The organism is Sorangiineae bacterium MSr11367 (assembly GCA_037157805.1).
Taxonomy (GTDB): Bacteria; Myxococcota_A; Polyangia; order Polyangiales; family Polyangiaceae; genus Pendulispora; species Pendulispora rubella.
The window spans coordinates 2,807,725-2,830,125 of sequence record CP089983.1 but is presented as its reverse complement, the minus strand read 5'-3'; the positions used below and the strand labels follow the sequence as shown (position 1 = coordinate 2,830,125).

Genomic DNA, 22,401 nt, shown 5'->3' with positions numbered 1-22,401 from the left:
GCGATGATCACGCGCCTCACCGGGTTGACCGGGCTCCTCTCGATGCTCGCCGCGTGCGGGTCCACCCCGAGCCGCGATGCGGCGGCCCCCACGGAGACCGCCATGCACGATGGCGTGGTCGCATCGGCGGACGGCACCAAGATTCACTACCTGGAAGGCGGCCGCGGAACCACCACGCTGTTCTTCCTCCACGGATGGCTCGGCAACGCCCACTGGTGGGACGAGCAGTTCGCCCACTTTTCGCCACGCTACCGGGTCGTCGCCATCGATCAAGCAGGCCACGGCGAATCGGGGCGCGATCGAAAAGCGTGGACGATGCAAGCATGTGCCCAAGACGCCCGCGCGGTGGCCGACAAGCTCGGGCTCGATCGGGTCGTGTGGATCGGTCATTCGATGAGCGGCGGAACGATCCTGGAGTTGGCGAACCTTCTGCCCGAGCGCACCGTGGGGCTGATCCCCATCGACATCTTGGAGGATGTCGGTCAGGTCGCAACGACGGAAGAGAAAGCCGCGTTCTTCGGCGCATTGGAAAAAGATTTTCCCACGGCGGTGCGTGCGGTGTTCAAGGAAGACTTCCCGCCGGGCGCCCCGGAGCCGGTGGTTCGGCGCGTGCTCGACGAAGCTGCCGCGGCACCTCCGGCCATCTCCATTCCGATTCTGCGCGCCTTCTTCGACTACGATGCGGCCAGTGCGATGCGCAAGGTGAAGGCGCCCATCGTCGCGGTGAACTCGGAGATGCACCGAACGAACGTCGCGGGTAACCGCAAGTTTGCGCCACAGTTCGACGTCGTCCTCATGAAGAACGTCGGACACTGGCCGATGTTGGAGCGCCCGGGCGAGTTCGACCTACTGCTTCAGCAAGCCATCGATCGCGCAACGGCAAAGCTTCGTTAGTCACCTTCTGTGGTACCTTGGTGGACCACTTAGGCCGCACCCCTTCAGGTTCGCCGGGTCCGCCGCAAATCCCTTGGGAGGTTTACGTCATGCCGAGCTTCGACATCGTCTCGAAGGTGCAGTGGAACGAGGTCGACAACGCCCTCAACCAGTCCCAAAAAGAGATCGCACAGCGGTTCGACTTCAAGGACACGGGGACAGCCATCGAGCGCAACGACGACGGCATCAGCCTTCGCTCGTCGAGTGATGAACGGGTCAAGGCTGCGTTCTCCGTTCTTCAAGACAAGCTCATAAAGCGCAAGGTAAGCCTGAAGCACTTCGACCCCCAGAAGCCCGAACCCACCGGCAAGGGCGGTTCGAAGATGCTCGTGAAGGTCAAAGAGGGCATCGACGGCGACCACGCCAGGGACCTCGTCCGCCGCATCAAGGACAGCAAAATCAAGGTACAAGCCTCGATCCAGGAAGCCCAAGTGCGCATCACCGGCAAGAACCGCGACGATCTCCAAGCCGCGATTCAACTCGTCAAAGAAGCCGATTTGCCGCTGGAGCTCCAGTTCATCAACTTCCGCGACTAGAAGAATGGGGATTCACAGGAAGGCGGGAAGACGGGAAGTTTTTTTAGATTTTCAGTGCGCCCAGCGTGCCAACTGAAAATCCCAAAACCTTCCCGCCTTCCCGCCTTCATGTAAAATCTCCGAGCCGTTTCCCCGGCCTCAGCGCGACTCGAATTTTTGGTCTTCGACTTGTTCGTTCTGGTGGTCCTCCGCGCGGAGGATGGCGGGGCGGGTGTCGCAGGAAGGGAGTGGGGCGAAGGCGTACCAGTTCATGCGCGTACGTTGGACCAGCTTGCGGGTGGCGCGGCCGCTCTCGCGTTCGACCATCACCGCCTCGAAGCGGCCGTCCGTCGACAGAATGGCGTGCCATTCGACCACGGGGTTCTTCAACCCGGCGCGTGACGCGTTCACGTAGTTGCTCTGGATCAGGGCACCTTCGAGTTGGGCCACGATGTCGCGTTTGCCCATGATGTTCGTGAAGCCCACGTTGGAGAACTCTTCGACGGACCAGCCTTCCTTGGCATTCGCCTCGCTCCAGGCCACGCGCAGTGGGCTACCGCGACGCACGGCGGCGAGCAAGCTTTCGCGGCTCCCGGAAAGGTCGTTGCCATGGCCATCATTGGCAAAGAGAAAGCGCCACTCGGACACCGCGCAGCCGTCGGACTTTGGCTCGTGCGGTGGGGGCGTATTGCCGGAAGCGGCGGCGGCACAGGCCCCCATCGCGGGTGCCAAGAGGGCGAGCGCAAGGGATAAAAGCGTGCGTTTTTGCATTTACTTTCGTGTACTGTCACGCGGGCATGAAATCGATCGAGAAGTCGTCGCGCAGCAACCGCAATCAGCAAAATGGAGCGTCCGAAGAGCCGGTGTTGCCGACCCGCCCGGTTGTGATGCGCAACCTCTTTGGAACCGACGGTGTGCGCGGCACCGCGAACGAAATGCCCATGACGCCGGAGCTCTCCATGCAGCTCGGGCGCGCCGTCACCTTTCTCGTCGGCCGCGGCAAAAAGCACGTGCCGCGCGTGCTCATTGGAAAAGACACGCGCCTTTCCGGCTACATGCTCGAGCAGGCCCTCGCCGCGGGCATCTGCTCCATGGGCGGACGCGTCATCCTCTGCGGCCCGGTGCCGACGCCCGCCGTGGCGCACCTCACGACGACCATGCGCGCCGACGCGGGCATCGTGATCAGCGCGAGCCACAATCCGTATCAAGACAACGGCATCAAGATTTTCGGCGCCGACGGCTTCAAACTGCCCGACGAAGAGGAAGCGGAAATCGAGCGCCTCATGGGCAACGACGCGCTCCTCAGCCCCCGCCCCACGGGCCCCGGCATCGGGCGCGCGGAGAAGCTCGAGGACGCGCGCGGACGTTACGTCACCTTCGCGAAGAACACCTTCCCGCGTGACCTCACGCTCGACGGCGTCCGCGTGGTGGTCGACGCCGCACACGGCGCCGCCTACAAAACGGCGCCCAGCGTCTTCGCCGAGCTCGGGGCGAGCCTCTGGTGCCTCGGGGTGAAACCGAATGGCACCAACATCAACCGCGACTCGGGGGCCCTCCATCCCGACAACGTGCGCGCCGAAGTGGTGCGCCGCCGCGCGCACATCGGCATCGCGCTCGACGGCGACGCCGACCGGCTCATCGTGGTCGACGAGAAGGGTCAAATCGTCGACGGCGACGCGGTCATGGCCATCTGCGCGAGCCGCATGCTGCAAGCGGGCGAGCTCAAAAAGAACACCTTGGTGGCCACGGTGATGAGCAACCTCGGCCTGGAGCGCGCCATCGAGGCGATGGGCGGCAAGATGATCCGCACCGCCGTGGGCGATCGCTACGTCGTCGAGGCGATGCGCGCCGGTGGCTACAACTTGGGCGGCGAGCAATCGGGGCACCTGATCTTCCTCGACCACGCCTCCACCGGCGACGGAACCATCGCGGCCTTGCAGGTGCTTGCGCTGATGATGCGCACCGGCAAGCCCCTGTCGACGCTCGCGCAGTCCGCCATGGAGCGCGTGCCCCAGGTGCTCGAGAACGTAAACCTCCCCGCGCGAAAGCCGCTCGAGGAAATGCAGTCGCTCAACGCCCTCGCGGAAAAGGTGAAAAAGGGATTGGGCGAAGAAGGCCGCATCCTGATCCGCTGGAGCGGCACCGAGCCCAAACTCCGCATCATGCTGGAGGGCCCGAACCCCGATCAACTCGTCGTGTGGGCCAAGGAGCTGGCCGGCGCCGCCAAGAAGGACACGCGGCCGGAGTAAAATGGAAAAAGGCTACGGACTGCGACACGGCAGCCCGTAGCCTTTCCAACGGTTGCGGATTTAGTAGCGGTAGTGATCGGGCTTGAACGGCCCGGTGACCGGCACGCCGAGGTAGGCGGCCTGCTCGGCGGTGAGCTTCGTCAGCTTCACGCCCAGCTTCGGCAGGTGCAGCGCGGCGACCTTCTCGTCGAGGATCTTCGGCAGAACGTGCACGCCGACCGGGTACTTCTTGGTCTCGGTCCAGAGGGCGATCTGCGCGATCGTCTGGTTCGAGAAGGAGCTCGACATGACGAACGACGGGTGGCCGTTCGCGCAGCCCAGGTTCACGAGGCGGCCACGCGCGAGCAGCGTGATCTTCTTGCCGTCCGGGAAGATGAACTGGTCGACCTGCGGCTTGATGTTCTCTTCTTTGACTTCCGGGTTCTTCTCGAGCCAGGCAACGTCGATCTCGGTGTCGAAGTGGCCGATGTTGCAGAGAATGGCCTGGTCCTTCATGGCCTTCATGTGCTCGCCGCGGATGACGTTCATGCAGCCCGTGGCCGTCACGAAGATGTCGCCCACCGCCGCCACGTCTTCGAGCGTCGCGACCTGGTAGCCTTCCATCGCCGCCTGCAGGGCGTTGATGGGGTCGATCTCGGTCACGATGACGCGTGCGCCGAGGCCGCGCAGCGACTGCGCGCAGCCCTTGCCGACGTCGCCGTAGCCACACACGACGGCAACCTTGCCCGCGAACATGACGCCCGTCGCGCGCTTGAGACCATCGCCCAGCGACTCGCGGCAGCCGTACAGGTTGTCGAACTTCGACTTGGTGACCGAGTCGTTGACGTTGATGGCGGGAACCTTGAGCTCACCCTTCTTGTGCATCTCGTAGAGACGGTGCACGCCCGTGGTGGTCTCCTCGGAGAGGCCGCGGATCGGATCCGGGCCGGTGAAGAGCTCCGGGTGCCTCTGGTGGACGATGATGGTCAGGTCGCCACCGTCGTCGAGGATCATGTTCGGGCCTTTGCCGCCCTTGAAGGCCTTGAGCTGGGCCTCGATGCACTCGTCGTACTCGGCCTCGGTCTCGCCCTTCCAGGCGAAGACGGGAACGCCCGTGGCCGCAATCGCCGCCGCCGCGTGGTCCTGCGTCGAGTAGATGTTGCAGCTCGTCCAGGTGACTTCCGCACCGAGCGCCGTCAGCGTCTCGATGAGGACCGCGGTCTGCAGCGTCATGTGGAGGCAGCCGGCGATGCGCGCCCCCTTGAGCGGCTGGCTCTTGCCGTATTCCTGGCGGAGAGCCATGAGGCCGGGCATCTCGGATTCGGCAATCGTGATTTCCTTGCGTCCCCACTCGGCAAGTTTGATGTCTCGGACTTTGTAATTTTCAGCCATCGGTCTCTCCCACTGTTTTGCGTTTTCGCAAACGCTACATTCCGGATCCGTTTCCTTTGGACGCGCCCTTCGTGGCGACGAGCACTTGCCAAGGGAGGTGATGATCCGGCCCTGACGGTATCAATGCAGACGGAAGCGGCGTTACTTGAGGCCACTCGAGCCCCGCCGCTTGGGCGAATTTCTTCAACTCGGACGGCTCGAACCCGAGCCAGATGTCGGCGGCATCGCGCATCGACTCGTCCTCGTGGTGCGCGTAGTCCAGCACCACGAGCGAACCGCCCGGCGAAAGCAAACGCGCCAGCGAGGCCACGAACGCCGCAGGCTTCGGTGCATGATGCAACAATCGCGCGGCAAAGACGGCATCGGCGCCGCTGCCCACGGCCTTCTTCACCTCGGCTCCGGTGAGGTCGCCCTCGAGCAACGTCACGTTGGTGAAGCCGCGGGCGCTCACCCGCTCTTGCGCCTCGGCGAGCTGCGCGCCCGAGCGATCCAGCGCGATGACCCGCTCGTAGACCGGCGCGAGCACCTCGAGCAGGCCGCCGTCGCCGGTTCCGGCATCCACTGCGAGTTTGCGGCGCGGCAGCAAGAGCGAAAACGCGGCGAGGTACGCGCCCAGTTCGACGGGCGGGCGCAGGCCCTTTTCCGTCTTGTCGGACGCAGAATGCGGCCGGGCGAAGTACTCACGCGCCATCGCATCGCGGGCGCGGAGCACGCCTTCGATGCGCGCGGGGAGCGACTCGGTCGAATCGGACGCGCATAGCTCGCGGCCGCTCGCCAGCGCATCGGCGACCACCGCATCGGAGCCCGCGCCTTCGCGCAGGCGCACCAACGCGCGCGTCCCTTGTTTGCGCACCACCACGAGCCCGGCCTGCTTCAACGGCGCGACATGACGCGACACGTTGGGCTGGCTCTCACCGAGAAGCTCCGCAAGCTCCCCAATGGCCAGCTCCTCTTCCGCCGCCAGGGCCAGGAGACGGAGACGCACCGGCTCGGAAAGAACACGGTAGAGCTCCCATCGATTGGGGACGGCGGTGCTGTCGAGCATCGCCGGTTGATATATGCGACGATGCGAATAGAAGCAAGGATGGCCCGGCGGATTTGTGAAGCGCCCATCCAGGCCGGATTGTCAAAAGGCCGGGATGGGGCGCGGGCTCTCCAAGGTTAAGCGAAAGAGATCAAGAAAGGGAGCGAAGGAAGGCGAAGCGAAGGGGGAAAAGCGAAAGGAAGGAATAAGGAAGGGGAGAAAGGGCAAGCCATCGTGTGCGCCAGAGCGCCCGAGTAAGCCCATCTCTTCAAGGGCCGTACCAAGCAGGGCTGCCGGTAAATTCCGGGCAATTCGCCCGTCGACCGCGCGAAGTGTGAACGTTGGTTCTCCTGGTGCCCTGACACCGGGCGACACGGCCATTGCCAAAGCGTGCCATCTGCTTGCAGGGGCGGCGGGCGCGTGGTGTATTGGGCGACCCCGTTGCGCGGCCGCCACTTCATCGTTGCGGCGTCGTAACAAAGCCTTGCCGTTTCCTGCCTGCCATGCCGTCGAGAGGATCCAACGCCGAAGCGGACGTCGCCTCGAGCGATAGCGCCCTGCCCCTCTTGCCGTGCGACCAACGTCTGCGCACCCTCGCGCGGGTGCGGCGCCGCATCGGGCGGACGCTCCTTCTCCTGGCCCCCCTGGCGATCGCGCTGGCCGACGCCGTCCGGCGTCCCGGCCACCTCGGGCACTTCGGCACGCGGGGTCTCGTCTTCTATGGCGTGAGCGTCCTGGTCAGCGGCGCCCTCTGGGTCTCGCTGGTGGTGATGGCCGCCCGCAAGCGCGGGCTCACGCGCTGGCTCGCGTGGATCACGCTCGTCGTCCTGGCAGGGTTCGCGCTGGGCGCGCAGTCGTATACATACGCGCGCTACATGGCCTACATGGATCATCAGGCGGTGCTCGTCGGCACGTCGATGATGCCGAGCATCGGGCAACAGCTCTGGAGCGACCGCGCCACCTTCGCGCAAACCGTGCTGCCGCCCGTGTTGGTCGCACTGCTGCTGCCGTTCATCGTGCGCACCCTCGCGCCCCCGCGGCGCCGGAGCACGCACATCGCCAAGGACTTCGCGGTCATTGCGCTCCTGTGCGCCCTCTTCGTTTCGCCCACGCATGGTGCGGAACAAGGCCAGCCGCCCGACGTGATGTACCTCGCGGCGATGGGCCAGCTTTCGCGCGCCCGCTGGGATCACAACGAAACGGTGGAACGCGTGCACCCAGGTCCGCGCTCGCCGGAGCCGGTGCCCGACGTGCGCGCGCGCCCGCACCTCGCGCGCAACGTCGTCTTCGTGCTCACCGAGTCGGTGCGCGCGATGAGCGTGTGCACCCGCCCCGGTGACAAGGAATGCCTCTTCACGCCGTACTCGAATGCGGCGGCACCGAACCGCATCATGCTGCATCAAATGCGCAGCGTGGACTCCACGACGGCGATTTCGCTCTCCGTGTTGTGGAGCGGTCTGCCGCCCGACGAGTCGCGGCAGATGATGCACTCGGCCCCGCTGCTCTGGGAGTACCTGCACGCCGCGCAACTCGACTCGGCGTATTGGACGTCGCAGAACATGCTCTTCGGCAACTCGGGCGCGTGGCTCGGCGGCATCCCGATGTCCCGCACGGTGAGCGCCACGCAGCTGGAACGCGAGCCAAGCCTCGAGGTCGGCGCCGACGACGGCAAGCTGGTCGACTACGTGCTCGGCGACATCGGCCAGTTGCGCGAGCCGTTCACCGGCGTGGTGCACCTTTCGAATACGCACTTCCCGTACAAGGTCGATCACGCCTTCGCGCCATTTCTGCCCGAAGACGAGGCTACCGGCCCGGGTTACGAGCGCGAGATCCGCAATCGGTACCACGACGCCGTTCATCTCCAAGATCGCGCGGTGGGCCGCCTCGTCGAATCGATCCGCTCCCGCCCGGAGGGCGCGCGCACCATCATCGTTTACGTGTCCGACCACGGCGAGCAGCTCCGTGAAAAGGGCGCCGTTGGCCACACGGGGACGCTCTACGAGGAGGAGATTCGCATCCCCTTCTGGATCGACGCCCCGCGCGGCACCTTGAGCGAAGAGGAAGAGCGAAACCTTCGCGCCCTGGAGAACCGCCCCGTCACGACCCTCGACGTCTTCCCCACCGTCCTGGATCTCATGGGTCTCCTCGACGAGCCGCGCCTCGCCCCGTTCCGCGCGCGCATGCCCGGCGAGAGCCTTCTGCGCGGTGGCAGCCCCCCCGATCGCGCGGCATTCCTCACGAACTGCACCGAGCTGTGGGCCTGCGCGTTCAAGAATTGGGGCGCCATCCGCGGTTCACGCAAGCTGATTGGCAATCAGGCCGACCACGCGTGGAACTGCTTCGACGTGGAAAGCGATCCCGAAGAGCACCAACCGCTGCCCATCGAGGCCTGCGGCGACCTCGTCCAAGTCGCCGAATCGCGCGGCCACGGCCGCCCGTTCTAGAGGAGACGAACCGCCAAGACGCCAAGAGCGCCAAGGATTTTGGGGGTCGTGAACCCACACCTCCATCAAATCTTGGCGTCCTTGGCGTCTTGGCGGTTCCATCATCTCCGGCTCGACATTTAGCTCGACCGGGGGAGCTCGAGGATGACGCGGCAGCCGCTGGGTTCGGCGGTTTCGATTCGGACGGAGCCGCCGTGTTGGGCGGCGATGCGGCGGACGATGGCCAGGCCGAGGCCCACGCCGCGGCCCTCGGAGTGCAAGCGCACGAAGGGCTCGAAGACGCGTTCGCGCTCGGGCTCGGGGATCCCGGGGCCATCGTCGTCGACGACGATGCGCACGCTTTCGCCCGCACGCAGGGCGCGAATCACGACGCGGCTTTTGGCATACCGAAGCGCGTTGGACACCAAGTTGCCGAGGGCGCGCGCGAGAAGGCGTCCGTCTCCGTGCACCTGGAGGCCATCGGCGACATCGGCCAGCTCGACGTCGGGGAAGGCGCCCTCGAGATCGAGAAGGAGCGACTCCACGGCGAGCGTCTCGAACGGCGGGGCGGCGCTCTCGAGACGCGACCATGTGAGCAACTCTTCCACCAAGTCGTCGAGCTCCGCGAGATCTCCGTCGATCTCGTCGAGTTGCGCCGCGCGCGCCTCGCCCGATTCGGTGGTGGCGAGGCGGTCGACGGCAAAGCGAATGCGCGCCAGCGGTGTCCGCAATTCGTGGGAGACCGTGCGCAGAAGGTCACGCTGCGCATCGATGTGGCGATGCAGGTCCTCCGCCATCACGTTGAACGCCTGGGCAATCGGGCGCGTGGAGGCCGCCGCTTCGTTCGCCCGTGCCCGCAGATCGCCGCCTTGCAAACGACGCGCGGCTTCTTCGAGGGCGCGAAATTGTCTGGCAATCGGCCAGAGCAGAAGCCACGCGCCAAGGGCCAGGGTGAGCCCCACGCCACCGACCACGCTCGCCCAGCGCGGGTACGTCGGCGGCGAGGAGCCCGGCAAGGGGCCCAATCGAAGCACGTCCCCCTGCGGCACAATGGCGGTCGCCAAGAAGGTGCCCCCGTCCGGCTGGGGATCGAACCACGTCGCGAGGTGTGCACCTCGTGCGAGCTGGGCGCGCGCGCCTGCGTCGATTTGGTCGGACTCCCAAGGCACCACGTCCAGCGGAAAGGCAAACTGGGTGCGCAGCCGCTGCACCACGCCCGGCCGCTGCTCGTGCGGCACGGACGCGAGCTGCTCACGCGCGAGCGACACGCCACCTCCGTACACGCGCTCGTACGTCTCCGCGGACGACGTCAGTGGCTGGTGGTACAGAAGCCGAGTGCCTACGAGCAGCGCGATCACGTAGGTGACGCACAGCCCAAGGTACGTGCGCAAAAAGAGCCGCTTCACGGGTGCGCCGCCAGCATGTACCCCACGCCGCGCACCGACACGATGAGCGTGGGTCGATCCGGATCGTCGCCCAATTTGCGACGCAGCCGCGAGATGCGCAGGTCGATGGATCGGTTCAACCCGTCGTAGCGGATGCCGCGCGCCTGGCCCAAGAGCTCCTCGCGCGGAACCACATGACCGGCGCGGCGCGCGAGGATCTCCAGCAAGTCGAACTCCGACGTGGAAACGGGCACGTCGGCCCCGCGGTAGGTGACGGCGCGCCGCCCCGGGTCGATCGACAGCTCGCCGACGACCAGGCGCTCGTGCGCCTTCTCCCCTGTCCTCTTTTCAGCGACGCGGCGCAGGTTCGCGCGCAGGCGCGCCACCAGGACGCGCGGCTTCACGGGCTTGGCCACGTAGTCGTCGGCGCCGAGCTCGAGGCCCAGCACCTCGTCGATCTCGTCGCCGCGCGCGGTCAGCATCACGATGACGCCCGCATAGTCAGGGCGCACGGCGCGGCAGACGGACAATCCGTCCTGCCCGGGCAACCCGATGTCGAGAAGGACGGCGTCGGGGGGCGCCGCTCGGATGCGCTCGATGGCCACGTCGCCGCGCTCCACGACCTCCACCTCGAAGCCGTGCTCCGTCAAGTGCGCACGTACTAACTCCGCCAGGCGCGGGTCGTCTTCGACCAAGAGAAGCCTTTGCGGCGCGTCCTTCACCGGCACTCCGCGGCGGGCCCGGTTCCCCCGCATGCCGTCGGACAATCCAACGAGCTTCCCGGTTCCTGCTTGCCCCGCCGGCAGGTCATCATCGTCCTTCCAGCGTCGACGCCAAGCTCGCGCGCGCACCACGTTCCGTCGGCGCGGCCCGGACAGGGATCGCACGTTCCCGGCAGCGGCGAGGGGTAGATAGCGCAGCCTTGCGCGCACGATGTCACTTCGACGATGGTCCCGTCGTTCGAACAGGTGACGAGATCGTTCGCGGAAGCCTGGTAATTGCGCACCAAGCCGTCGCATGCGCAATACGTTCCCGCGCCACGACCGCGCTGGAAGGAACAGGGCTGCGCGGCCGGATCCGCCTTGTAGCCGGCGCAATGCACCTCGCGCGGGGGAGGGTCGTCGAACGTGGCCAAAAAAGTGCAGCCAAACATGAGCGCCATGACGACCGTCACGGCGAGGGAGCCCGACGCGACGCACACGAAGCGGGCTTTGGAGCGAGAGGGGTGGATCGGCACAAGGCCATCTTATCCGAGACGAAATCGTGCAACGATGAGGCCTTTCGTGCCAGCGTGAAGGTTGCAACGATCCGTGGACTCTGTAAGTGGCGTCTCTTCCATTGACCATCTCCTCGCAACGACGGCGAACGAGGCGTGGGACATCGACCGCGAAGTGCATGTGCTGCGGGCAGCAGCACTGCCGATGGATCGGCACGAGCCCGATGCAGCGCCACGAAAGATGGCCATCGTGCTGCCCGCGCCCTTCGAGCTCGCACCGGCGCGTCCGCCGGGCCTCGAAAATGGAACGCACGCGTCGAATCCCGATCTGACGCAACGGACGGTGGCCCGGCGCGCCGCGCAGGATGCCGCGCACCCCGAAGGGCTCATCGAGCTGCTGCGTGCGCGCATCGAGATCCTCCAGACCGAGGCCGACAAGGTCGGGCTGGCGCGCGCGTACATCGAGCTCGCGGTGGCCTACGAGATCCTGCTCGGCGACGACGTACAGGTCATTGCGAGCGCCCAGGCCGCGCTGCGGGTGAACCCGCGGCTTGCGGCGGCGCATGCGATCTTGCGGCGGAAGTGTCACGGACGCGGGGCGCTCCCCGCGATGCTCGAGCACCTCGAACACGAGCTCGCGGCATCGACGGAGGAAGGCTCGACCATCGAGCTGCTCGTCGAGAAGGCGCGCCTCCTGGACGCCCGCGGCGAGAGCCCCGACTTCGTTCGCTCCATCTGGGAGCAGGCGCGCACGCGGGCGCCACACCACCCCGCCGCGCTCAAGGGCCTCGAGTCGGATCTGGCCACGCGCGCCTACGCGGCCAACAGCCGCGCCTCGGAGGATCCGAGCGGCTACGCAGAGGCGTACGGCGCGCTGGCGCGGCACCTGGCCAGCATGGCCGATGCGTACGTCGCGGAGCCGAAGCTCGCGGCGTGGCTCCACGCGGAGCGGGCGCAGATCCTCGAGTTCAAGCTGTACAAGTCGGAGGAGGCGCGGGCCGCGTTGGAGCGTGCGGTGGCCCTCGACTCGAGCGTGGGGCCGGTCCGCGACGAGGCCGTGCGCCACGTGGCCTCGCACGACGACCCGGCGGCGCTCTGCCTGTTGCTACAGGAGGAGGCGGAGCTCGAGACCGATCCGAACCGCGCGGCGCGGCTGGAGCTCGATGCCGCGTGCATCGCGTACCAGCGGCTGGGCGAGGCGGAGCGCGCCATCGCCTTTCTGGGGCGCGCCGCCGCGCGTGCGCCGACGACGAACAGCGTCGACCGACGCGTGCTTGACGAGTTGGTGCGGCTGCACGAGCACTTCAACGAGTGGGCCGAGGTGGCCCATGCCCGGCGCGCGCGATTGCGCTTTTTGGCGGATCCGCTGGTGCTCACGCACGAGCTCCGCATGCTGGCGCGCATCGACGAGCAGCTCGGCGAAATCGGGTCGGCCATCGAGCACACGCAGGCCGCGCTGGCCATCGAGCCGCGCGATCTCACGTTGCACGAGACGTTGGACCGACTTCTCTCCGCCTCGAGCCTGCACGAGCGACGCGTCGAACTTTGGGTGAACGAGGCCGCAAAAGCCGAAGACAACGCCAAACGCGCACGCGCGCTGATGAAGGCTGCGCAAATCGCCGAGCACGAGCTGGCGAAGCCGGGTGCCGCGGTGGAACACCTGCGCGCGGCATGGGTCGTGGCCCCGGGCCATCCCGAGGTGCTGGAGGCGCTCGCGCGCCTTCTTGCTCCCGCGACGTCGGAAAAGACGGACCGCGAGGCGCGCGCGGTCATCGACTTGTACGCGCAGGCGTCGGAGCTGACGTCCGATCCGAGCCGCAAGGTGGCCAGCTTGGAGAAGATTGCGCTCTTGTGCGAGGAGCTGCTCGGTGACGTGCGCCGCGCGGCGCGCACGTACGAGCAGATTCTGCGCCTCGAGCCGGACCGGCGCGGCGCCGTTCTCGGGCTGGCGCGCACGGCGACGAAGATTGGCGATGACCGCGCGCTGTCGCGGGCGCTGCTCGACGAGGCGCGCCTTTCGAGCGAGCGCGGTGAAGCCATGGCCCTGCGCGTGCGTGCCATCGACGTGCTCGCGCGGGTCGAGCGCGAGCGGGCGCTGTCGCTGCTCGACGAAGTGCTCGCGATGGATCCGGCGAACGAAGCCGCGCGCGCGCTGGAAACGCAGTTTCACGCGGAGGCCGGGCGCTGGGAGCGCGCGGCGTCGTCGCTCAAGGCGCGCATCCAGATTGCGAAGGCGCCGAAGGACCAGCTGAATTACTGGCTCGAGCTGGCGCAGATCCAAGAGCTGCGCCTGCGCTCGCCCAAGGAGGCGATGGTGTCGCTCACCGCGGCGCGGGCCATCGATCCGAACCATCCCGTTCCGCCGGACGAGATCGTGCGCATGCTGGAGGCGGCGGGCGATCACGTGATGCTGCGCGACGCCATGGAGACCTTGGCCAACGACTGCTCGGGCCTGGAAGATCGCGCGCGCTACCTGGTGCGCGCCGCCGAGATCGACGAGCACCGCCTGGGCAACGACGAGCGCGCAGCGGCCACGTACGCGCGCGCGCTGTCCGAGACGCCGGAGGACGAGCTCATTGCCGAGCGCCTGGAGCGCGTTCTCATGCGGCATGCAGTGTCCATGGCGGCGAAGGGCAAGCCGCTTTCCTTCGGCACGAACAACGTGCTGAACCTGCAGCTCAAACGGCTGGAGACGAAGATGACCACCGCATCGGCGGTGCGCCTTTCGTTCTCGCTCGCCCAGCTCTATCTGCGAACGGGACGCGACATCCCCACGGCGACGCGGCTGCTCGAGGCGGTGCTCGAATACGACAAGCACCACATCCCCGCGCTGCGCACCATGGAGGGCGTCTCGCGGCGCACCAATGATTGGGCGCGGCTCGCACTCGTGCTCTCGCAACAGGGCGAGGTCTTTTCCGACATTCGTGCGCGCCTCGGGGCCCTCTGGCAGCTGTCCAGCTTGGAGGAATGGCAAAAGGCGGGCGGAGATCCCCTACACACCTACCAGCGCATTTTGCACCTCGACCCCACCGAACCGGGCGCGCTCTACGCGACCGAGCGGCGTGAACTTCCCAGTGCGCGAAAGGGCGATCGGCGCGCGCGCAAGGTGGCGCTGACGGCCCTGCGTGCGCTGCATGCCCTCGCGTCGGACGAGGGAACGCGGCGCTCGGTGCAATTGAAGCTCGCGATGCTCCTGGAGAATGCCGCGAGCGATTCGGGCGGGGCCACCGTGGTCGTCGAAGGCGTGAACGATGCGGCGCAGCAGGCGCTGCTCAAGGAGTCGCTCGATCGGTACCTGTCGATCCTGCTCGCCGATACGCTCAGCGTGGCCGCGGCCACGGGCATCGCGCGCATCGCGCCGCGGTTGTCCAACGTGGAGGCTGCCGTGATGGCGGCGATCTCTCTGGCCGATCTGGCCAGCGTGCCCGTGGCGCGTTCACGGTACTTGGTGGACGCGGCGGATCTTTTGCTCGGCCCCATGGCCGAGGGCGTGCTCGGCTCCCCCGAGCATCGCTGCGTGCGCGCGGCCGATCTGCTGGAAAAAGCGCTGACGGCAAGCCCGGACAGCGTCACGGCGGCAAGCCGTCTGGCCAATGTGCGGCGCGAGATGAATCAGTCCGAGCAAATCGTCGAGGTCTTCCGCACCGCCCTCAAACGGGCGCGCTCGGTGGATGCCATCGTGCTCCTGGGCGCCGAGATTGCCCGGGTCGCGCGCGACAAGCTCGCGGATCTGCCGCTGGCCATCAACGCCATGCGGCGGGTGCGCGAGGCGGCGCCGAACCACATTCCGTCGCTGCTCACGCTGGCCGAGTTGTGCGTGGCCCAGCGCACGTGGCCCGAAGCGGTGGACGCACTCGAAGCCGTGGTGACGCGCGGCACGGAGGCGGCGCCGCGTCTCACCGCGCTGTTCTCGCTCTCGAGCATCTACGAGCACGTGCTGCAGCGTCCGCACGATTCGGAGCGCGCGCTGCGCAAGGCGCTGGAAATCGATGCGCTGAATGCGCGGGCGCTTCGCGGCGTGCTGCGCCACATCACCGCGCAGCATACGCCGCCGCCCGATTTGGAAACGGGGGTCGCGGTCGATCCGGCCAGCGTCATGGACGACGAGACGCGCGCCGAGGTGGCCGATCTGGTCGAGCGGCTCTCGCGCGTGGAGGAGGATCCAGAGCAGTGTTGCGAGCTGCTGCTCAAGCTGGCCGACCTTCGCATGCGGCTCGGCGATCCCGCCGCGGTGGAGCGCGCACTGGTCGAAGCCGTGGCACGCACGCCCACGAGCATGATGGCCTTCGCGCGGCTGTCGGCGCACTTCCGCACGTCGACGGGGCACGATCACGCGGCGTTCGCGCGGGCACTGCTCGCGGTCATCGCGCGCGGTCAGCAGCTCGGCAATGTGGACGCGCGGTGGTACGCGACCTTGGGGCACTTGGAAATCGAGTCGCTGGGGCGGCTGCGCGAGGGCATTGGCCATCTGCAGAGCGCGGTGCAGCTCAATCCGTCCTCGCCCGCCATCTTCGAGACGCGCTTCGAGCTCGGGCGGGCCTACGCGCGCGCCAACGCGAACGAAGACGCCGCGCGGCAGCTTCTCGGCATGGTGCTGCCATCGTCCACGCCGCTTTTGGGCGTGAACGAGCCGCAGGCGCTGCTCGCCCTGCTCGAGCGCGTCCTGCAGAACGAGCGGCGCATGGAGGAGGCGCTCGTGGTGAGCGAGCTGCGGGCCGTCGCCGGCGACGTCGACGAAGGCCGGCATGGGTGGCTGCGTTCGCGGCGCCTCGTGCAGGTCGAGGGCCTCGATGCGCAGCTCGATCGGCCGACCCTGGTGACCAACGTGCTCCCGCCCGAGGGCCGTCACGTGCTGCTCGAGGTCGCGGCCGCGGTCGCCGGCATCGAGTCGAAGATCCTGCGCTCCGATCTGACCGAGCTGGGCATCACCAGCCGCGACCGCATCGGCTCACGCAGCGGGCACCCGACGCGGGCCCTGTTCGACCGGGTGCTGCGCATGTTGGGCCTGGAAGACCTGGAGCTGGTGATCTCGCGCACGGTGACGCGCACGCGCATTCTCGCGCAAGACACCCTGTGGATCGTGGTGCCGCGGCATCTCTCGGAGATGCCCGAGCCGGCGCAGCTCGCCTCGATTGCGCGCGCACTCACGCGGGCGTCGCTGGGTGTGCCCTGGCTCGAGGAGCTTCCGCCGCCGCACATCGAGGGATTGCTCATCGCCTGCGCGCGGCAGGTGGTGCACGGCTACGGTGCGGACGATCTCGACGTCCTTTCGCAGAAGCTCGTGGCACAGTACGAGCCCAACGTGGCCCGCGCGATCTCGCGAAAGCAAAAGAAGCTGCTCGAGGAGCTCATGCCGCATTTGGCCGCGCCGCAGGGGCGGCCGCTGCCCATCGACGGATTCATCAGCGCGCTCGCCCGCGCGGAGATGCGCGCGGCAGCCCTCGTCACCGGCGATCTGCTCTCGACCATCGAGGAAATCGCCTCGATCGACCCGACGCTGGGCCATGCGACGGAGCGCCTCGGCGTACCCGCCCTGGGCGCGGTGCTCGAGCATCCTTTTGCCGGCGACGTGGCGCGCTTCTTTCTTTCCGGCGAGGCCATGGGATTGCGTCGCCGCATCGGAACGACCTGGACGACGTGACCATGCGCCGAGCGATCCTCGTCGTCGGGGCCGTGGTGGCGGTGGCCATCCTCGCGGTGTTCTTCGCGGTGCCGGAGATTGCGCGCCGGCGGGCCATCTCCGATGCGAAGGCCCGCGGGGTGACGTTCACCATCGCCAAGGCGCGGCTCACCGGTTCGGGCGTGCGCTTCTTCGATCTGGAGGCGCGCCTCGACAAGGTGCCGGGCGCGGTGGCGCATGCGAAAGAGGCGAACGTCGAGCTATCCGGGCTTTCGCCGCGCGAGCTCACCTTGCAGGGACTCGACGTGAGCATTCCCGATCTTCTCGCCGCGCTGCCGCAGCTCGAGGCGCAGCGCGCGACGGGCACGGCCATCGAAAACGACCTGCAGCGCATCGTCTTCAAAGACGCGCTGGTGCACCTCGCGCGCTTCGCGGGGGAGAGCACCTCGCTCGAAGTCGCAGGCGCCACCGCAGAAATCGGCGACGAGACGCACCTGCGCGCGGACAAGGTCACCGGGACCTTGGGTGCGAGCCCGTTCGGGCCGTGGAAGGTCGTCGTGGACCGTGAGCGCGAGATGCTGACGACGCGCATCGCGATGGATCCGTCCAAGCCGGAGGTGCCCCAAGTCTCCATCGGGCAGACGCCTTCCGCGACGAACCTGGACATCAACGCGCCGCGCACGCACCTGCGCGCGCTGGGGCTGCCGTTCTCGGCCTTCGGGTTGGCGGCGGACGAGGATCCCGAGATCGAGGTCGACGCGAGCTCGATGTCGACGAACGGGGAGTCCGCGGGGGCGATGCTCTTTCAAAGCTGGGGAGCGCACGTGGGGCCCTTCCCCAACCCGATCGATGTGAAGGTCGGCGGAAAGTGGAAAGGCCAAGGCGAATCGCTGGCCGTTCGCGATGGCGTCTTCCAAGTGGGCCCCTTTGGCGGGAGCCTGCGTGGGAACGTGCGCTCGGGGCTCGCGCCACGCTTGGATTTCGCCTTCGACAGCGAGCCCATCCCCTGCGGAGATTTCGCCTCTCAGGCGGCGCAGCCCGGGCTCATTGGAGCCATTCTTCAGCGAAAAACCACAGCCGTCACGGGGACCGTGGTGCTCACGGGCAGTCTGGTGTTCGACGCGTCCAACCCGGCCGAAAATCGTCTCGACGTAAAGCCGTCGGCGGACTGTTCCTTCACGTTGCGCTGAGAGCAACAGCCATCGACTTTTGCCGGAGGGGGCTGTATACCCCATCCCCTTTCAGGAGATTTGCCCAATGCGAGGATTCCTTCAGCCGTCCGTCCACGCCCCCACCACCGATTCGCAGAACGCGTTCCGCACCCTCGGACGCGGCCGCCGCGCCAAGGTCGCGCGCGCTGCCCAGACGACGTTGGTCAAGGCCGATCAATGGGGCCGCGGCGACGCCGTCCCCGCCGACCTCGCCGACGCCATCGAGCGCGCCGTCAAAGCGGCAACGACCCCGAAGAAGAAGTGAAAAACTAAAGAAGAGAATTCACAGGAAGACGGGAAGACGGGAAGGTTTTGAGGTTTCCAATTCAGCCCACTGGGCCAACTGGAATCCCCAAAACAATTCTCATTCCTTCCCGTCTTCCCGTCTTCCTGTGAATTTCTTTTCTTGGTCTTAGCCGCGCTTGGCGAAGTCGCGCATGAAGTCGGCCAGCGCGGTTGTCCATTCCAGGCTGACGGCGTTGTAGAGCGAAGCGCGGATGCCGCCCACGGAGCGGTGGCCTTTGAGGCCGACCATGCGAAGCTTCTTGGCCTCCGCGAGGAAGCGCGTCTCGTGCTCCTCGGACGGAAGACGGAAGACGATGTTCATCGTCGAGCGGCTCGCCTTCTCCACGGGCGCCGCGTAGAAGCCCGCGTTCTCGTCGAGGACGCCGTAAATCAACGCGGCCTTCTTCCGATTCTGCGCCTCCACGTGCGAAAGCCCGCCGCTCTCCTTGATCCAGAGGAGGACGTTGCGAATCAGGTAAATCGCGAACGTCGGCGGCGTGTTGTAGAGCGAGTTGTTCTCCGCCACCGTGCGGTATTGGAAAATCTTGGGCAGATCCTTGCGGCCCTGCGCGATGAAGTCCTTCTTGGCGAGCACGATGACGATGCCCGAAGGGCCCACGTTCTTCTGCGCGCCCGCATAGACGAACGAGAAGCGCGAGAGGTCGGTCTTTCGCCATAGAAAATCGCTCGACATGTCACAGACGAGCGGCACCTTCCCCGTCTCGGGGAAGTCGTGGAACTGCACGCCGTGGATGGTCTCGTTGCTCGTCAGGTGCACGTAGGCCGCCTTCGGATCCAGCTGGAGCTCGGAGGGCGACGGCACGCGCGTGTACTGCTTGCCCTGCGCCGTGGTCGCCGCCACGCGCACCTTGCCGCCGGACCACTTCGTGGCCGCTTGCGCCTCGGACAACGCCTTCTCGCCCCACGCGCCATGAACGACGTAGTCGGCCGAACCGCCATCGGGCAAAAAGTTCAGCGGTATCTGAGCAAACTGCTGCGACGCACCGCCCTGGATGAAGAGCACCTCGGTGTCGTCGCCAATGCCGGCCGTCTCGCGCAATAGCCCGATAGCCTCATCGTGGACCCGTTCGTAGTCTTTGCCGCGGTGACTGTGCTCCATCACGCTCATGCCGGTGCCGGCGAAGTCGAGCAACTCGTCGCGGGCGCGCTCCAGCGCGGCTAGTGGAAGGGCGGCGGGACCAGCATTGAAGTTGATGGCGCGTTCCATGAACGCGATGCTAACGCCACTGTGGAAAATTTACGTTTCGAATCTAGCTCGTCGCTCAAGTCGAACCGCGGCAGCAAACAATCCCGGCGAGGCCGGCGCCCTACATTCGCCGCTAGTCGATTCGGAACGTGACCTCTCGCAGTAAAGCTAAGGGGGAACGAGAGAGAGCGCTATCATGCGCGCCATGTCCGATCTTTGGAGCGAGCTCGAGCAACGCTTTCCCGGCATCGTCACCCGCGATCGCGCGGAGCTCATGGAGTACGGCCGCGATTTTACGCGGGTCCATGCGCCGGATCCCTCTGCGCTCGCGCTCCCGCGCACCACGGAGGACGTCTCCGCGATACTTGCATTCTGCAATGAACACGGCCTCCCCGTGGTCCCCTCCGGCGGACGCACCGGCCTCTCGGGCGGCGCCGTCGCCGCCAAAGGGGAACTCGTGCTGTCGCTCGCGCGCATGCGCCGCATGGATCCGGTCGATACGGTGGGCAACACCGTGCGCGTGCAGGCCGGCGCGATCACCGAGGCGGTGCATGCCCACTGCGAGCCGCACGGGCTGACGTGGCCCGTCGACTTCGCGTCCAAGGGCTCGAGCCAGGTGGGTGGCAACATCGCGACCAACGCCGGCGGCGTCAAAGTGATCCGATATGGCCTCACCCGCCAATGGGTGCTCGGCCTCCAGGTCGTCCTGGCCAATGGGCAGGTGCTCGAGTTGGGCGGCGCGCTGGAAAAGAACAACACGGGCGCCGACCTGAGGCAGCTCTTCATCGGCAGCGAAGGCACCCTCGGCGTCATCACCGAGGCGACGTTGAAGCTTTCGCGCCGCCCCGGGAAGCTCGACGTGTTCCTCTTCGCCGTCGACGACCTGGCCGCCGTGCTTCACCTCTTTCGCGAGGTGAAGCAGACGCCGTACCTCATCTCAGCGTACGAGTTCTTCACGCAGCCGTGCCTCGAGCGCCTTACGCGCCACCGCGCCGTGCGGCCGCCCTTCGGCACCCCGAGCCCGTTCTACGTGTTGCTCGAGCTGGAGGGCGCGCCCAGCACCGACGCGCTCGAACCTTGGCTCTCCTCCCTCTTCGAGCGCGGCCTCGTGACCGACGGAACGTTGGCGCAGCATTCCTCGGAGGCCGCCGCCCTCTGGCAACTGCGCGAGGGCATCAGCGAGAGCCTTTCCGCCACCGGGCTACCGCACAAGAACGACGTAGCCCTCCCCATCGCCTCCCTGGAGTCGTTCTGCGCCGAGTTCGAGCGCGTCTTCACCGCGCGCTATCCCGGTTTGGAGATATGCCTCTTCGGCCACATCGGCGACGGCAACTTGCACGTCAACGTGATGAAACCCGACGCCGTCTCCAAAGAGGAATTCCTACGCGACGCCAAAAAGCGCGACCTCGACCTGTTCGCCGTCGTACGCGCCCACCGGGGCAGCATCTCCGCCGAACACGGGATTGGCCTCTTGAAAAAGGACTACCTCCACTTCACCCGCTCCCCCGAAGAAATGGCCCTCCTGCGCGGTATCAAAGGCGTCTTCGACCCCAAGGGCATTCTGAACCCGGGCAAGGTCATCGATTAGTTTTGAACCGCCAAGACGCCAAGAACGCCAAAGGATTTAGGGGAGTGTTCTTCGACACTCCCCCATCAACGTCCTTGGCGTCCTTGGCGGTTGATCTCTAATTGCTGATGCGCGTGCGGATGTTCGTGGACAATGCGGCCACGTCGCGGCACACGTCGGCGGAGACGTCTTGGTCGAGGTCCATGATCAGGTAACCGATGTTGGCATCGGTCGAGAGGACCTGGCTGTGGATGTTCGCGTTGCGGTCCGACACGATGCGGTTGATGTCGCGCAGAACGCCGGGCACGTTGCGGTGCACGTTGAGGACGCGGTGGGTGCCGCCGACTTGCGGAAGCTCGACGGTCGGAAAATTCACCGAGCCCGTGGTGGTTCCCGCGGTGACGAACTTGGTCAACGCAATGGAGACCTCGCGCCCGATGGACTCCTGCGCTTCCTCCGTGGACCCGCCGACGTGCGGCGTGAGGATCACGTTGGGGAGGCCGCGCAATTCGCTGGCGAATTGGTCGCCGTTGGACTCGGGCTCCTCGGGGTACACGTCCACCGCGGCGCCGCCGAGGTGCTTGTCGCGAATCGACGCGGCGAGCGCGCCGATGTCCACCACTTGCCCGCGGCTGGCGTTCAGCAGATACCCGCCGCGCTTCATACCCGCGAGCTCGCTGGCGCCGATCATCTTCGTCGTGTCGCGCGTGGCCGGCACGTGCAAGGTCACGTAATCCGAGTTCGCCAGCAGCTCCGCCAACGATGCCACGGAGCGCGCGTTGCCGATGGGCAGCTTCGTTGCAATATCGTAATAGAGGACGCGCATGCCGAAGGCCTCGGCCAGAATGCTCACTTGGGTGCCGATATGGCCATAGCCCACGATGCCGAGCGTCTTGCCGCGCACCTCGTAGCAGCCGCTGGAAACCTTGCGCCACCGGCCCTCGTGCACCTCGCGCGAACGGTCGCCGAGCTGGCGGGCCAGCATGACCACCTCCGCCAAGATCATCTCGGCCACGCTGCGCGTGTTGCTGAACGGCGCGTTGAACACCGGTAGGCCCCGGCGATTCGCATCCGCCAGGTCGACCTGGTTGGTGCCGATGCAAAAGCATCCGATGGAGAGCAGCTTGTCGGCGTACGCCAAGGTCGAGGAGCGCACGTGCGTCTTGCTACGGATGCCCAAGACGTGCACGTCGCGCAGACGTTCACGCAGCTCTTCCTCAGTGGGAGCATAGGAAATGCTCTCGATCTGCAGGCCGGCTGCGGAGAAGGCTTCGTGCGAACTCGAATGAACGTTTTCGCAGAGCAGAATGCGGAGGGGTTCTTTCGAACCAGAAAACGGATTGGTGGCGAGCAATGGCTGGTCGGAGGGCATGAGAGAGCGCTATGGAAGGAGCG

The 22,401-nt window shown here is 66.6% G+C and carries 16 protein-coding genes; 8 read left to right on the top strand and 8 right to left on the bottom strand.

The features are described 5' to 3' along the window. Window positions 1-3: 3 nt before the first annotated feature. Both LVJ94_11345 and LVJ94_11340 read left to right on the top strand, forming a co-directional pair. Window positions 4-894 carry an alpha/beta hydrolase gene (locus tag LVJ94_11345; GenBank protein WXB07825.1) on the top strand — a complete coding sequence of 297 codons (891 nt, stop codon included), beginning with the start codon at window positions 4-6 and terminating at the stop codon, window positions 892-894. Between the two features lie 89 nt (window positions 895-983). Continuing rightward, entirely contained in the window at window positions 984-1,469 is a 486-nt protein-coding gene (locus tag LVJ94_11340) for a YajQ family cyclic di-GMP-binding protein (GenBank protein ID WXB07824.1), read from the top strand. 138 nt (window positions 1,470-1,607) lie between these two features. On the opposite strand, the gene LVJ94_11335 is transcribed toward LVJ94_11340, so the two are convergent. After that, the gene (locus LVJ94_11335; GenBank protein ID WXB07823.1) at window positions 1,608-2,219 is read right to left on the bottom strand and encodes a hypothetical protein; all 612 of its coding nucleotides are present in this window, start codon (window positions 2,217-2,219) and stop codon (window positions 1,608-1,610) included. A gap of 116 nt (window positions 2,220-2,335) precedes the next feature. Between LVJ94_11335 and glmM the strand changes: the two genes are divergently transcribed. Further along, window positions 2,336-3,697: a phosphoglucosamine mutase gene (gene glmM, locus LVJ94_11330; GenBank protein WXB10705.1), complete on the top strand. Its 1,362-nt coding sequence runs from the start codon at window positions 2,336-2,338 to the stop codon at window positions 3,695-3,697. Window positions 3,698-3,757: 60 nt separating this feature from the next. On the opposite strand, the gene ahcY is transcribed toward glmM, so the two are convergent. Together ahcY and LVJ94_11320 are read right to left on the bottom strand one after the other, a co-directional pair. After that, on the bottom strand, window positions 3,758-5,068 hold the full coding sequence (ahcY, locus tag LVJ94_11325; protein ID WXB07822.1) for an adenosylhomocysteinase: 1,311 nt from the start codon (window positions 5,066-5,068) through the stop codon (window positions 3,758-3,760). 34 nt (window positions 5,069-5,102) lie between these two features. Further along, on the bottom strand, window positions 5,103-6,113 hold the full coding sequence (locus LVJ94_11320) for a metalloregulator ArsR/SmtB family transcription factor (protein ID WXB07821.1): 1,011 nt from the start codon (window positions 6,111-6,113) through the stop codon (window positions 5,103-5,105). A gap of 482 nt (window positions 6,114-6,595) precedes the next feature. Between LVJ94_11320 and LVJ94_11315 the strand changes: the two genes are divergently transcribed. Next, on the top strand, window positions 6,596-8,536 hold the full coding sequence (locus LVJ94_11315) for a sulfatase-like hydrolase/transferase (GenBank protein WXB07820.1): 1,941 nt from the start codon (window positions 6,596-6,598) through the stop codon (window positions 8,534-8,536). Between the two features lie 119 nt (window positions 8,537-8,655). Here the strand turns inward: LVJ94_11315 and LVJ94_11310 are convergent, their stop codons facing one another. Genes LVJ94_11310 through LVJ94_11300 form a run of 3 tightly spaced genes read right to left on the bottom strand, consistent with a single transcriptional unit; the run spans window position 8,656 to window position 11,137 of the window. After that, window positions 8,656-9,921 carry an ATP-binding protein gene (locus tag LVJ94_11310; GenBank protein ID WXB07819.1) on the bottom strand — a complete coding sequence of 422 codons (1,266 nt, stop codon included), beginning with the start codon at window positions 9,919-9,921 and terminating at the stop codon, window positions 8,656-8,658. Beyond that, entirely contained in the window at window positions 9,918-10,622 is a 705-nt protein-coding gene (locus LVJ94_11305; GenBank protein ID WXB07818.1) for a response regulator, read from the bottom strand. Before LVJ94_11305 ends, LVJ94_11310 begins: the two co-directional genes overlap by 4 nt. Further along, window positions 10,619-11,137, bottom strand: a complete 519-nt coding sequence (locus LVJ94_11300) for a hypothetical protein (protein ID WXB07817.1) — start codon at window positions 11,135-11,137, stop codon at window positions 10,619-10,621. Before LVJ94_11300 ends, LVJ94_11305 begins: the two co-directional genes overlap by 4 nt. 73 nt (window positions 11,138-11,210) lie before the next feature. Here LVJ94_11300 and LVJ94_11295 point away from each other — a divergent pair, with 73 nt between their 5' ends. The 3 genes from LVJ94_11295 (at window position 11,211) to LVJ94_11285 (ending at window position 18,212) form a co-directional block, all read left to right on the top strand. Next, window positions 11,211-16,757, top strand: a complete 5,547-nt coding sequence (locus LVJ94_11295) for a hypothetical protein (protein ID WXB07816.1) — start codon at window positions 11,211-11,213, stop codon at window positions 16,755-16,757. A gap of 2 nt (window positions 16,758-16,759) precedes the next feature. Then, on the top strand, window positions 16,760-17,926 hold the full coding sequence (locus tag LVJ94_11290) for a hypothetical protein (GenBank protein ID WXB07815.1): 1,167 nt from the start codon (window positions 16,760-16,762) through the stop codon (window positions 17,924-17,926). 67 nt (window positions 17,927-17,993) lie between these two features. Further along, on the top strand, window positions 17,994-18,212 hold the full coding sequence (locus LVJ94_11285; protein WXB07814.1) for a hypothetical protein: 219 nt from the start codon (window positions 17,994-17,996) through the stop codon (window positions 18,210-18,212). Window positions 18,213-18,359: 147 nt separating this feature from the next. On the opposite strand, the gene serC is transcribed toward LVJ94_11285, so the two are convergent. Beyond that, entirely contained in the window at window positions 18,360-19,460 is a 1,101-nt protein-coding gene (gene serC, locus LVJ94_11280) for a 3-phosphoserine/phosphohydroxythreonine transaminase (GenBank protein ID WXB07813.1), read from the bottom strand. Between the two features lie 184 nt (window positions 19,461-19,644). Here serC and LVJ94_11275 point away from each other — a divergent pair, with 184 nt between their 5' ends. Beyond that, entirely contained in the window at window positions 19,645-21,027 is a 1,383-nt protein-coding gene (locus LVJ94_11275; GenBank protein WXB07812.1) for an FAD-binding oxidoreductase, read from the top strand. 97 nt (window positions 21,028-21,124) lie between these two features. Here LVJ94_11275 and serA read toward each other — a convergent pair whose 3' ends face one another. Then, window positions 21,125-22,378 carry a phosphoglycerate dehydrogenase gene (serA, locus tag LVJ94_11270; GenBank protein WXB07811.1) on the bottom strand — a complete coding sequence of 418 codons (1,254 nt, stop codon included), beginning with the start codon at window positions 22,376-22,378 and terminating at the stop codon, window positions 21,125-21,127. Window positions 22,379-22,401 lie beyond the last annotated feature (23 nt).

What these genes read in the sequence shown, in the direction of transcription:
- LVJ94_11345 (WXB07825.1), top strand. Translation starts at nt 4, where the DNA reads ATGATCACGCGCCTCACCGGGTTGACCGGGCTCCTCTCGATGCTCGCC.
- LVJ94_11340 (WXB07824.1), top strand. Translation starts at nt 984, where the DNA reads ATGCCGAGCTTCGACATCGTCTCGAAGGTGCAGTGGAACGAGGTCGAC.
- LVJ94_11335 (WXB07823.1), bottom strand. Translation starts at nt 2,219, where the DNA reads ATGCAAAAACGCACGCTTTTATCCCTTGCGCTCGCCCTCTTGGCACCC.
- glmM (WXB10705.1), top strand. Translation starts at nt 2,336, where the DNA reads ATGCGCAACCTCTTTGGAACCGACGGTGTGCGCGGCACCGCGAACGAA.
- ahcY (WXB07822.1), bottom strand. Translation starts at nt 5,068, where the DNA reads ATGGCTGAAAATTACAAAGTCCGAGACATCAAACTTGCCGAGTGGGGA.
- LVJ94_11320 (WXB07821.1), bottom strand. Translation starts at nt 6,113, where the DNA reads ATGCTCGACAGCACCGCCGTCCCCAATCGATGGGAGCTCTACCGTGTT.
- LVJ94_11315 (WXB07820.1), top strand. Translation starts at nt 6,596, where the DNA reads ATGCCGTCGAGAGGATCCAACGCCGAAGCGGACGTCGCCTCGAGCGAT.
- LVJ94_11290 (WXB07815.1), top strand. Translation starts at nt 16,760, where the DNA reads ATGCGCCGAGCGATCCTCGTCGTCGGGGCCGTGGTGGCGGTGGCCATC.
- LVJ94_11285 (WXB07814.1), top strand. Translation starts at nt 17,994, where the DNA reads ATGCGAGGATTCCTTCAGCCGTCCGTCCACGCCCCCACCACCGATTCG.
- serC (WXB07813.1), bottom strand. Translation starts at nt 19,460, where the DNA reads ATGGAACGCGCCATCAACTTCAATGCTGGTCCCGCCGCCCTTCCACTA.
- LVJ94_11275 (WXB07812.1), top strand. Translation starts at nt 19,645, where the DNA reads ATGTCCGATCTTTGGAGCGAGCTCGAGCAACGCTTTCCCGGCATCGTC.
- serA (WXB07811.1), bottom strand. Translation starts at nt 22,378, where the DNA reads ATGCCCTCCGACCAGCCATTGCTCGCCACCAATCCGTTTTCTGGTTCG.